This window comes from Sulfitobacter sp. F26204, from assembly GCF_026410305.1.
In the GTDB taxonomy this organism is placed as follows: Bacteria; Pseudomonadota; Alphaproteobacteria; order Rhodobacterales; family Rhodobacteraceae; genus Sulfitobacter.
On sequence record NZ_JAPMLQ010000005.1, the window covers coordinates 1 to 12,088 of the forward strand.

The 12,088-nt window shown below is 54.3% G+C and carries 12 protein-coding genes and 1 pseudogene; 11 read left to right on the plus strand and 2 right to left on the minus strand.

The features are described from left to right. From OS190_RS12965 to OS190_RS12995, 7 genes are all read left to right on the plus strand, one after another. Window positions 1-604, plus strand: a 604-nt coding sequence (locus tag OS190_RS12965) for a substrate-binding domain-containing protein (RefSeq protein ID WP_267159138.1), incomplete at its 5' end; no start/stop codon positions are given. A gap of 104 nt (window positions 605-708) precedes the next feature. Beyond that, on the plus strand, window positions 709-2,022 hold the full coding sequence (locus OS190_RS12970) for an ABC transporter substrate-binding protein (protein WP_267159139.1): 1,314 nt from the start codon (window positions 709-711) through the stop codon (window positions 2,020-2,022). Window positions 2,023-2,188: 166 nt separating this feature from the next. Continuing rightward, a complete protein-coding gene (locus OS190_RS12975) occupies window positions 2,189-3,055 on the plus strand; it encodes a carbohydrate ABC transporter permease (RefSeq protein WP_267159140.1) in 867 nt (288 codons plus the stop codon). A gap of 15 nt (window positions 3,056-3,070) precedes the next feature. After that, entirely contained in the window at window positions 3,071-3,901 is an 831-nt protein-coding gene (locus OS190_RS12980; RefSeq protein ID WP_267159141.1) for a carbohydrate ABC transporter permease, read from the plus strand. Then, a complete protein-coding gene (locus OS190_RS12985) occupies window positions 3,901-4,905 on the plus strand; it encodes an ABC transporter ATP-binding protein (protein ID WP_267159142.1) in 1,005 nt (334 codons plus the stop codon). Before OS190_RS12980 ends, OS190_RS12985 begins: the two co-directional genes overlap by 1 nt. Next, complete coding sequence (locus OS190_RS12990) at window positions 4,902-5,675, plus strand: L-iditol 2-dehydrogenase (RefSeq protein WP_267159143.1); 774 nt, start codon at window positions 4,902-4,904, stop codon at window positions 5,673-5,675. The genes OS190_RS12985 and OS190_RS12990 overlap by 4 nt, the downstream gene beginning before the upstream one ends. Continuing rightward, on the plus strand, window positions 5,675-7,138 hold the full coding sequence (locus OS190_RS12995) for a mannitol dehydrogenase family protein (RefSeq protein WP_267159144.1): 1,464 nt from the start codon (window positions 5,675-5,677) through the stop codon (window positions 7,136-7,138). The genes OS190_RS12990 and OS190_RS12995 overlap by 1 nt, the downstream gene beginning before the upstream one ends. Before the next feature lie 89 nt (window positions 7,139-7,227). Here OS190_RS12995 and OS190_RS13000 read toward each other — a convergent pair. Continuing rightward, a pseudogene (locus tag OS190_RS13000) lies at window positions 7,228-7,524 on the minus strand (NosD domain-containing protein); the annotation flags it as partial. 117 nt (window positions 7,525-7,641) lie between these two features. Continuing rightward, window positions 7,642-8,250 (minus strand): helix-turn-helix domain-containing protein, encoded by a 609-nt coding sequence (locus OS190_RS13005; protein ID WP_416237410.1) that lies wholly within the window; start codon window positions 8,248-8,250, stop codon window positions 7,642-7,644. Window positions 8,251-8,347: 97 nt separating this feature from the next. On the opposite strand from OS190_RS13005, the gene OS190_RS13010 reads away from it, so the two are divergent. The 4 genes from OS190_RS13010 to OS190_RS13025 all read left to right on the plus strand — a co-directional run bounded on the left by OS190_RS13010 (window position 8,348) and on the right by OS190_RS13025 (window position 12,082). Next, window positions 8,348-9,550: a substrate-binding domain-containing protein gene (locus OS190_RS13010; protein ID WP_267159146.1), complete on the plus strand. Its 1,203-nt coding sequence runs from the start codon at window positions 8,348-8,350 to the stop codon at window positions 9,548-9,550. 62 nt (window positions 9,551-9,612) lie between these two features. Further along, complete coding sequence (locus OS190_RS13015; protein WP_267159147.1) at window positions 9,613-10,380, plus strand: ABC transporter ATP-binding protein; 768 nt, start codon at window positions 9,613-9,615, stop codon at window positions 10,378-10,380. Then, window positions 10,377-11,084, plus strand: a complete 708-nt coding sequence (locus tag OS190_RS13020) for an ABC transporter ATP-binding protein (protein WP_267159148.1) — start codon at window positions 10,377-10,379, stop codon at window positions 11,082-11,084. The genes OS190_RS13015 and OS190_RS13020 overlap by 4 nt, the downstream gene beginning before the upstream one ends. Window positions 11,085-11,092: 8 nt before the next feature. Continuing rightward, on the plus strand, window positions 11,093-12,082 hold the full coding sequence (locus OS190_RS13025) for a branched-chain amino acid ABC transporter permease (protein WP_267159149.1): 990 nt from the start codon (window positions 11,093-11,095) through the stop codon (window positions 12,080-12,082). Window positions 12,083-12,088 lie beyond the last annotated feature (6 nt).

The window sequence follows — 12,088 nt, forward strand, 5'->3', positions numbered from 1 at the left end:
GCCCTTTGTACTTGTGGATTCACGGCCCCAAACCATGTCTACGGTTGACTTTATTGGCACCAACCACGTTCAAAGCACAGGTTTGATTACTGAATACTTGGCAAGAGTCGGCGGACCACCTGTATTTCTGGCAATGCCGCGGGTCAATTTTAACGCGATGGAACGGGAACAGGCCTATATCGCAAAAATGGAAGAATTGGGGCTCGATCCACGGGTGATCGGCACCGAGCTTATCAGCGAAAATTGGCACTTTGAGGCGCATGGCCTGGCCGTGCTTGATCGGGAGTTTGCCAGCGGTCGGTTGATCAACGAATCCATCCTCTGCGCCAATGACCGCGTGGCAATTGGTGCCTTGCGGGCAGCGGCGCAACACGGATTGCAACCCGGTGCCCTGCGTAATGGTGGTTTGCGAATCGCAGGGCATGACGACTATCCACTTTGCCCCTTTTCCACACCAAGCCTGACAACCGTAGCGCAAAATGTCGATGCAATCGGCCATGCAGCCGTTCAGCGCCTGGTACAAAACATACACGCGGAAAAACCTGCCTCAGAACAAGTCGTTAAGTTGTTCGATGGCGAAATGAAGGTGCGTGAATCCGCCTGAATATCGCAATATTGCTGCGCGAGAACCTTCTCTTTTCAAGATAAATGTTGACGGATGTACAAATGACAGCCTAATTATGGACACGTGTAAAAGGGAGGACAATCATGTCTATCAAGAGAACATTGCTGGCCACATCCGTCAGTCTTGGCCTAACTGCAGGCATTGCAGCCGCAGACAGCCATGCAAAAACCATCACCATCGCCACCGTGAACAATGGCGATATGGTCCGCATGCAAGGCTATACGGATAAATTCACCGAAGAAACCGGCATCGCCGTTGAATGGGTGACACTCGAAGAGAATGTCCTGCGTCAGCGCGTTACGACGGACATCACCACCAAAGGCGGCTCTTTCGACATCATGACCATCGGCATGTATGAAACGCCGATCTGGGGTGCAAACGGTTGGCTGGTGCCGCTGGATGATCTCTCGGCTGAATATGATGTTGACGACATTCTGCCTGCCATGGCGGGGGGTCTGAGCCACAATGGTACCCTTTATGCAGCACCTTTTTACGGCGAAAGCTCAATGGTGATGTATCGCACGGATCTGATGGAAAAAGCCGGTCTTGAAATGCCCAAAGATCCAACATGGGAATTCATCGCCAAAGCAGCGGCAGCAATGACAGACCGTGAAAACGAAATCAACGGCATCTGCCTGCGCGGCAAGGCTGGCTGGGGCGAGGGTGGTGCATTTATCACTGCGACAGCCAACTCTTTTGGCGCACGCTGGTTTGACGAAGACTGGAAGCCCCAGTTCGACACGGAAGAATGGGCCAACACGGTCAACTTCTTCAAGGACACAATGGATGCCTCGGGTCCTGCCGGTTATGCGACAAATGGCTTTAACGAAAACCTGTCACTGTTCCAGCAAGGCAAATGTGGCATGTGGATCGACGCCACTGTCGCCGCTTCCTTTGTGACCAACCCAGAAGATTCTACTGTGGCTGAGCATGTCGGTTTTGCATTGGCGCCCGACACTGGACTGGGCAAGCGCGGCAACTGGTTGTGGGCATGGGCCTTGGCAATTCCTGCCGGCACGCAAAAGCAAGCAGAAGCCAAAGAGTTCATTGAGTGGGCCACTTCGAAAGATTATATCGAAATGGTTGCCGCAAACGAAGGTTGGGCCAATGTCCCTCCGGGTGCCCGTACTTCCCTGTACAAGAACCCAGAATACCTGAAAGTGCCTTTTGCACAGATGACGCTGGATTCAATTCTAACAGCTGATCCCAACAATCCGACGGTCAAACCAGTCCCATACGTCGGTGTCCAATTTGCTGCGATCCCGGAATTTGCGGGCATCGCAACCGAAGTAAGCCAGGAATTCTCGGCGGCCTATGCTGGACAGCAAACGGTTGAAGAAGCCTTGGAGAACGCTCAGGAAATCGCAACCGAAGCAATGGAAGCGGCTGGCTACTAAGCCTTCCGAAACATCCTTTCCAAAGGCGGCGCTCACGCGCGCCGCCTGCCTGGTCTGGCCCCATTTCCCGCCGGCACATCCAGAGCAGCCGCTTTCGCAAATTCCCCTGGAATTTTCGCAAGATGCTGCTGCGTCTTACCCGACCTCAAAAACACGGAGTTTCGTCATGGCAACAGCACAGTCACGATCAGCGGCACGCATCATGATCGCACCCGCCGTGTTCCTCTTGCTGGTGTGGATGCTGATCCCGCTTTGCATGACGCTCTACTTTTCATTTGCAGACTACCGCCCCTTGCGCGCAACCTTTGATGCCTGGATCGGCTTTGACAATTATATCCGCTTCTTCAGTTCGTCATCCTTTCTCAAATCCGTGGTGACCACGCTCTGGATGGTCAGCGGGATCCTTCTGATCACCATCATTGGCGGTGTGTTGATGGCGTTGCTGCTGGACAGGCCCATGTTCGGGCAAGGTATTGTCCGCATCCTTGTGATTGCCCCGTTCTTTGTAATGCCTACCGTATCAGCGCTGGTCTGGAAGAACATGTTCTTTAACGTCGACAACGGATTGTTTTCATATCTTTACAAGTTCATAGGCCTACAACCCTATGATTTTCTTAGCCAATCACCTGTGTTTTCAATTGTGATCATCGTGGCCTGGCAATGGTTGCCCTTTGCGACGCTGATCTTGCTGACAGCGGTGCAATCGCTCGACAGCGAACAGCTTGAAGCAGCGGAAATGGACGGCGCTCCTGCCTTGGCACGTTTCCGATTCATCATCCTGCCACATATGAGCCGTGCCATTACCGTCGTCATCCTGATCCAGACTATTTTTCTCTTGTCGATCTTTGCTGAAATCTTTGTCACCACCAGCGGTGCCTTTGGCACCCGCACATTGACCTACCTTGTCTACCAACGCGTGCTGGAAAGCCAGAACATCGGTCTCGGATCCGCCGGCGGCATTATCGCTGTCATACTCGCCAACATCGTCGCGATCTTCCTGATGCGGATCGTTGGCAAGAACCTCGATAACTGAGAGAGGAGAAAGCAAATGGCGCGCGCTGTTACCACTCAGAAAAAAGTTATGTGGACCGCCCTTGCCTGGGGATTTGGCCTACTGATGTTCTTTCCGATCCTCTGGACCTTCCTGACATCGTTCAAGACCGAAGCCGCCGCGATCTCTGATCCGCCGGTCTGGTTGTTCTTTGACTGGACGCTTGAGAACTATACAGCAGTTCAGGATCGTTCCAACTATCCAAAGGCATTGATGAATTCGATCATTATTGCCGTCGGATCGACTCTGTTGGGCATTCTGATTGCGGTGCCAGCGGCCTGGGCCATGGCCTTTGTTCCCGGCAAACGTACCAAAGACATCCTGCTGTGGATGCTCTCAACCAAGATGCTTCCAGCAGTTGGCGTTCTTTATCCAATGGTCTTGCTGGCCAAATGGCTTGGCGTCATGGACAGCCGCATCTTGCTGATTGTGGTACTAATGCTGATCAACCTGCCGATCATCGTCTGGATGCTCTACACATATTTCAAGGAAATTCCCGGCGAAATTCTTGAAGCAGCCCGCATGGATGGTGCCACCTTGCGTTCTGAAATCATCCATGTGCTGACGCCTATGGCGCTGCCAGGAATTGCATCTACCATCTTGCTCAACATCATTCTCGCGTGGAACGAAGCCTTCTGGACGATCCTGTTAACAACGGTCGATGCGGCACCACTGACCGCGTTTATCGCAAGCTTCTCGGCACCCGAGGGATTATTTTACGCCAAACTTTCAGCCGCCTCAATGATGGCCATCGCACCAATCCTGATCATGGGTTGGTTCTCACAAAAGCAGCTCGTTCGCGGGCTTACATTCGGAGCAGTGAAATAATGGGAAACATCAGCCTCAATCAGGTCACCAAAAGCTTTGGCGACGTTCAGGTCATCCCGCCGTTGGATCTTGACATTAACGAAGGCGAGTTTGTGGTTTTTGTCGGCCCCTCCGGATGTGGCAAATCAACACTGTTGCGCCTGATCGCCGGTCTAGAAGACACAACCTCAGGCCATATCAATATTGACGGCAAGGATGCCACACAACTACCCCCTGCCAAGCGCAGTCTGGCGATGGTTTTCCAGTCTTACGCGCTCTATCCACATATGTCCGTGCGCAAGAACATTGCCTTTCCGATGCGCATGGCAGGCCTGGACGAAGCCACACAAAATGCCAAGATCGAGGCAGCGGCCAAAGCATTGAACCTTACGGATTACCTTGATCGCAAGCCCGGACAATTATCGGGCGGCCAGCGACAGCGTGTCGCCATTGGCCGCGCAATTGTACGCGAACCCGCCGCCTTTCTGTTTGATGAGCCGCTTTCGAATCTGGACGCCGCCCTGCGGGTCGGTATGCGGCTCGAAATCATGGAACTCCATAAAAAACTCGAAACAACTATGATCTACGTGACCCATGATCAGGTAGAAGCAATGACAATGGCCGACAAGATCGTCGTCCTTCAGGCTGGTGTTATTGAACAGGTCGGCTCCCCTCTTGAATTGTATCATGCCCCGCGTAACAAATTCGTGGCAGGCTTCATCGGCTCCCCCAAAATGAATTTGATCGAAGGACCCGAGGCTGCAAAGCACGATGCAACTTCCATCGGCATCCGTCCCGAACATATCGCGGTATCAAAAACAGAAGGTCTTTGGAAAGGGCGCGTCGGCGTTGCCGAACATCTGGGCTCTGATACCTTTATCCATGTACATGACACCGGGCTACTGGACATGATGACCGTCCGCATCACCGGTGACATCGAAGCGCGCCATGGCGACTCGATCTACCTCACACCGGATGCCGATCAGATGCACCGCTTTGATCAAAAAGGCCTGCGGATCGCATGAAACGGCTGGACGGAAAATCCGCCCTGATAACGGGTGCGGCTCGTGGCATTGGGCGAGGCTTTGCAGAAGGTTTCATTGCCCAGGGTGCAACTGTGGCAATCGCTGACAAGAACCTTACCGCTGCTGAACAAACAGCCTCGGAACTGGGTGCCGGTGCCTATGCCGTAAACCTGGATGTCAGTAACCAGGTCAGCATCGACGCGGCAATCTCCAGCGTGGTGGCCAGAACTGGCAAGCTTGACATTCTGATCAACAATGCAGCCTTGTTCGATGCTGCTGAAACCGTCGACATTACCCGTGACAGCTTTGACAGGCTCTACGCAGTAAACGTCGCTGGTACATTGTTCACGATGCAGGCCGCGGCCAAGCAGATGATTGCCCAGGGACATGGCGGCAAAATCATCAACATGGCGTCTCAGGCGGGGCGGCGCGGCGAAAGCCTTGTCTTGGTGTATTGTTCAACCAAAGCCGCAGTGATTTCCATGACCCAATCCGCAGGTCTGAATTTGATCAGGCATGGTATCAACGTCAATGCAATCGCGCCGGGTGTGGTTGAAGGTGAACATTGGGAACACGTCGATGCAATGTTTGCTGAACTCGAAGGCAAACCCCTTGGCCAGAAAAAGACCGAAGTCGCAGCCGGTGTCCCCGCGGGGCGCTTTGCAGTGCCTGCCGATCTGACTGGCATGGCTGTGTTTCTGGCATCGGCTGACGCCGATTATATTGTATCACAGACGTATAACGTCGATGGCGGTCAGTGGATGAGCTGATGAAACTTAGCCTCAAAACCCTTGCGGATTTGCCTGAAGACGTACGTGTCCCCTCTTACAAGAGATCCGATCTCAGCGCTGGCATCGTGCACATTGGATTGGGCAATTTCCATCGCGCGCATCAGGCATGGTATCTTCACCGTTTGATGGATCTCGGCCTCGCGCAGGACTGGGCGATCCTTGGTGCCGGTGTGCGACCTGCGGATGCAAAACAAAGAGAAAAAATGTTGGCGCAGGATTGCCTGACGACCTTGATCGAACTTGACCCATCCGGCAAATCTGCCGAGGTGACAGGTGCAATGATCGGTTTCATACCCGTCGCAACCGATAATTCCCCGCTTATCGCGCATATGAGCGAGCCGGCAATTCGCATCGTTGCCCTCACCGTGACCGAAGGCGGCTATTTCCTGAACAGCAGCGGATGCTTTGACACGACCCATCCCGACATTCAACATGACGCTGCCCACCCCGAGACACCGATAACGGCCTTTGGTGCGATCATTGCGGCGCTACGTATTCGTCGCAATGCAAATACCGGTCCCTTTACCTGTCAAAGCTGCGACAATCTGCAGGGAAACGGTGATGTTTTCCGTCAAACAATATCGGGACTTGCGCATTTGTCGGATCCTGAACTGGCTAAATGGATAGACCGGAACGTCACCTTCCCAAACGCCATGGTGGATTGTATTGTTCCTGCCACCGGCCCGTCAGAGATGAATTTGGTGCGCAGCTTTGGCATCTGCGACGCAGCCCCTGTCACGCATGAGAACTTTCGGCAATGGGTGATGGAAGACAAGTTCTGCGCCGGACGCCCTGACTGGGATAAAGTGGGCGCGACCTTTACTAGCGATGTGCACAGCTATGAGGCGATGAAACTGCGCCTGTTGAATGCTGGACATCAGATAATCGCGACACCGGGCGAATTGCTGTCTGTTGACACCATTGCAGACACCATGGCGCATCCTTTGATCGAGGGGCTATTCCGCAAGACAGAGATCCAGGAAATCGTGCCACTTGTCGCCGCGGTGCCCGATATGAAACCTCTGGACTATGTTGATTTGATCGGCACCCGTTTCGCGAACCCAGAGATACGCGATACCACCCGTCGAGTGGCGTTCGACGGCTCATCCCGACATGCAGGTTTCCTGCACCCGATCCTGCGGGATGCGCTGGCGCTGGACGCTCCGATTGCCGGGCTTGCTCTTGTCGAGGCCTTATGGGCACGCATGTGTTTTGGTACCCGCGAAGACGGCAGCGTGATCGAAGCCAATGATCCCTACTGGGATACATTGATCGCGGCGGCAAAAATCGCACGGCAAGACCCCAGGACATGGATTAACCAACAACAATTTTATGGTGATCTGGGTCAAAATCCGCGCTTTGCCGACTCCTTCGACACTTGGTTGCGCATGATTTGGATAGAGGGAACAGAAATGGCATTACGCCGTTACCTGGAAATCTGAACAGCCGTCACTGACCCATGCAAGCGGCCGCGTCGCCAATTCCGGATGCCACTGCCGTCGCTTGCGAGGCAGTCAAATTGTACAAACCAAAGGCGTCTACAGGATTGGGACCACAGAATGTGATCCATAAGGCCATTGGGGCGAAACGGGCTGTCGGCGATACCGTCACCGCCCAAATCAAGGCTGGCATGATCCGACCATAAGTTACCCTTTCCTTCAAAACTCCATTCAATGTGGCCTGTACCCACATATTTGACCTGCCTGCGATTACCCAGAAAACCATTACCCATCGGTACATTACGTTCTGTACCAACGGTGAAGTGAATACCGATGTTACAGCCCTCAAAACGGTCGCTGTAAATCAAGTTCTTGTGGGCGATGTAGATGGACCTAGAGCGATCCGCACGGTTGGCCGTTTTGACCGAGGTGTAATCATTGCCCCTGAGTCCATCTTGATAAAAGTGCTTGGCGCTTGCATCAAATTTTTGGAAACTGGGACGCTTTCATTTCTCACGCGTCGCTGACACCACATGGTCGCCGTCAATTCCGCCAAGTGAGTGGAACAGACCGCTTGTGTTGTTGACGTTGAATTTCCGCAGCAATTTGGCACGGTAGACTTCGACTGTGCGGTGGGAAATATCCAGACTCAAAGCAATCTCCTTGCTGGTTAGCCCTTCGCTCAACAGACTCAGGATTTCGCGCTCCCGGCGGGTCAGCGGAGAATAGGGCCGCTCAGCAGACAGATCTGCAAAGCTCCAGACCGCGCGTTCCAGGGGCGAATCGGGGGTAAAGGAATGGCCGCGCACCCGACACCAGAACAAGGAACCGTCACGGCGCGCCATGATGCGTTCATCCCAATAAGTATTTGTCTCACGCAGCTGTTTGACCCCGCGGTCGCGGATGTTCACGAACTCTGCATCCGTTGGATAAAGGATCGAGAAGACCTGGTTGCGCAGAGCACCATCCTCATATCCAAACATCTCTGCGAACGCGATGTTGCAGTCTCGTATCACCCGGTTTTCTGTCACCACCAAACCGATCGGGGCATAGGTAAACGCCAGTTCACCAAAGTTTCCCTGATCGAAGCAATCGTTGATACGTATTTCCACTATCTTGTCCCATGCCGCACTCTCCCCGATGATACGCTCACACGTAAAACGACGGGGTGCAACGGCACAACAACCGGTCCTGTCGATCTCGGAGGATATCATGAATACACTAAAGCGGCTTATTGCCACATTTGCCACATCGCTTGCCCTGACCGGGGCAGCGTGGGCGCAAGACCCTATCAAGATTGCGCTGGTTCATGGCTTGTCCGGTTCCAGCTTTGAAGCTTTTTCCAAACAGGCACAGACCGGGTTCGAACTGGGGCTGGAATATGCCACCAAAGGAACGAACGCGGTCAATGGTCGCCCTATCGAGGTGATCATCAAGGACACGCAGTTCAAACCCGATGTTGCGCGCGCGGTTCTGGCCGAGGCCTATGGCGATGACGAAGTCTTGTTGGCGGTAGGTGCCACTTCCTCAGGAGTGACCAAGGGCATGCTGCCCATTGCCGAGGAATACGAAAAGATCCTGATTGTGGAGCCTGCGGTTGCAGACAGCCTGACCGGGCCGGACAGCAACCGCTATGTCTTCAAGACCTCGCGCAATTCATCAATGGATATGCAGGCTCAGGCGATCGCATTGCAACCTGACGAAAACCTTTTCGTTGCCACGCTTGCCGAAGACTATGCCTTTGGCCGTGACGGTGTCGCGGCGTTCAAGGCCGCATTGGATGGTACCGGTGCCACCGTCGTCACCGAGGAATACGTACCCCAAGGTACGGCCGATTTCACAGCCGCAACCGAACGCATGTTTAACGCATTGAAGGATCATGAAGGTCGCAAGGTTATCCTGGTGTACGTTGCCGGAGGCGGTGATGCGCCCGGTAAAATTCAGGCACTGGACCCAAACCGTTATGGCATCGAGATTTCGATGGGCGGCCATATCCTGCCAGTGCTGCCAACCTACAAACGCTTTCCCGGCATGGAGGGTGCGGTCTACTATTACTACGAAGCCTACGACAATCCGGTTAACAAATGGCTGGTTGAGACCCATCAAGAGCGTTTCGATGGCCCACCGGATTTCTTTACCGCCGGTGGTATGTCTGCAGCGCTTGCCGTGGTCAAAGCACTTGAAACCGCAGAAAGCTACGAAACTGACGACCTGATCGCCGCTATGGAAGGTATGTCCTGGGATACACCCAAAGGCGAAATGACTTTCCGTCCCGAAGATCATCAGGCGCTGCAATCCATGGTGCATTTCAAGATCCGCGTGGATGACGCCGTTGATTGGGCCATCCCGGATCTGGTGCGCATCATTGAAGCAGACGAGATGGACATCCCCGTCGGTCGCGACAACAGCCAGTAAGACATCCTCAGCTCCACTCTTGTCAGAGTGGGGCACGGACATTTGAATATCAGGCGGATCCGATGCCCTCCCCTTCCCTTTCCACACGTAATCTGACGATCCGTTTTGGTGGCCATGTCGCTGTCAACGCAGTCACCTGCGATTTCCACGCCGGCGAAACCACTGTGATTGTCGGTCCCAACGGTGCAGGCAAGACGACCTATTTCAACCTTGTTTCCGGTCAGTTGAGCGCAAGTTCGGGCAGCGTGATCAAGGGCAAGAGCGACATCACACGTTTGTCTCCCGCCGCCCGAGCGCGCAGCGGCATTGGTCGTGCCTTTCAACTGACGAACCTGTTTCCACAACTTTCCGTTCTGGAAAACATCCGGCTTGCCGTTCAGGTACGTGCAGGTGCGGGTTGGGGTCTATTGCGCTCCGCCGCTGCATTGACCCATCTGCGCGACAAGGCCCAACATTATCTTGATGCCGCACAATTGGGGGCAAAGGCGGCCATGCCTGCCGCCGCGCTTCCCCATGGGGATCAACGCAAGCTGGAAGTTGCCCTTTTGATGGCCATGGAACCCGACATCTATATGTTCGACGAGCCCACTGCAGGCATGTCACTCGATCAGGCTCCGGCCATTCTTGAGTTGATCGCCACCATCAAGGCAGACCCAACAAAGACCGTATTATTGGTTGAACACAAGATGGACGTGGTTCGCGCCTTGGCCGATCGCATCATCGTGTTGCACAACGGCGAATTGCTTGCCGACGGAGCACCGGCAGAGGTGATGGACAGTCAGATCGTACGCGATGTCTATCTCGGCACCGCAACGGAGGAGACCGCATGAACGTCCTGCTTTCGATCCGCGACATGAAAACCAGCATTGGACAGTATCATGTGCTGCACGGGGTCACCTTTGATGTCCGCGAAGGCGGGGTTTTCGTATTGCTGGGCCGTAACGGAGCGGGCAAAACGACGACCCTGCGGTCGATCATGGGCTTGTGGCAACCCTCGCCCGCCTCCATCACATTCAAGGGTCAGAACATTGCCGGTATGACCACAGCCGACATTGCCCGTTTGGGCATCGCCTACGTACCCGAGAACATGGGGATTTTTGGCGGTTTGACGGTTCAGGAAAACCTCATCCTCGCCACAACGAAAGGCAGATTTGACCAGATCCGCCTGCGTCGAATCTATGAGTTGTTCCCCGCGCTCGAACAGTTTTGGTCTAAACAGGCATGGGCGCTCTCAGGCGGGCAAAAACAGATGCTTGCCGTCGCCCGTGCCATTATTGAACCCCGCGATCTTATCCTTGTCGACGAACCGACCAAGGGGCTGGCCCCGTCCATCGTTGCGGCCATGGGCGAAGCGTTTCGAGAGATAGCTCTGACCACTACAATCCTGCTGGTGGAACAGAATTTCAATTTCGCTCGCAGCCTTGGGCGTGACATGGCTGTCATCGATGATGGACATGTTGTGCATCGCGGGACCATGGCGGATTTCGCCGCTGACTCAGATTTGCAAGGAAAACTGCTGGGGCTTTCGGCATGAGAAATTCCATGGACACAATATCAGATACGCTGGGCCGGTTCGGCGGTGTCTACTTGCTGCCGCTGGCATTGGGGGCTGTGGCCTTTATCCTGATGGGTGCCCCTTCGTCGTGGGTAACCCTGACCATCGCAGGGCTGGCAATGGGGATGATGGTATTTCTGATGGCTTCCGGACTCAGCCTGGTTTTCGGGCTGATGGATGTCTTGAATTTTGGTCACTCCGCCTTCATCAGTTTTGGAGCATTTGTCGCGGCAAGTATTCTTGCCGGTCTGAGCGGGTGGTTGGAAGGCGGTTGGTTCCTGGCTTCTGCTGCCCTCGCCTTGGCGCTGCTGGGGTCAATCGCATTTGGTCTTGCGGCGGGGTTGTTCTTTGAAACCGTCATCATACGCCCGGTTTACCGCGACCACCTGCGCCAGATTCTGATTACCATGGGCGCGTTGATCGTGTCAGAGCAATTAATCCTCGCTATCTGGGGCGGCACCCCTTTCACGGTAGCGCGCCCGACCTTTCTTGAGGGGGCCTGGATCATCGGGGATGTCAGTATCGAAATCTACCGGGTATTTGCCTTTGTTCTTGGATTGTCCGTCTTTGTCGGGTTGATGCTGCTTCTGAACCGCACGCGCATCGGATTGCTCATTCGTGCAGGCGTGGAAAACCGCGAAATGGTAGAGTCGCTTGGCTTTAAGATTAACCGTTTGTTCATCGGCGTGTTCATGCTTGGATCCGCCCTGGCAGCATTGGGCGGTGCCATGTGGGCGGGTTACGAAACATTGATCACCCCAGCACTAGGTGGCGAGATGATGATAGTTGTGTTCATTGTCGTCATCATTGGCGGCCTGGGCTCTATCGAAGGGACGCTATTGGGAGCGATCATTGTAGGACTGACGGCGAATTATGTTGGGTTCCTCGCTCCCAAATTGGCACTTGCGTCCAACATGATCCTGATGATGGCCATTTTGATGTGGCGGCCCAGCGGCCTGAAACCAGCGGTCAAGTGAGGCAGA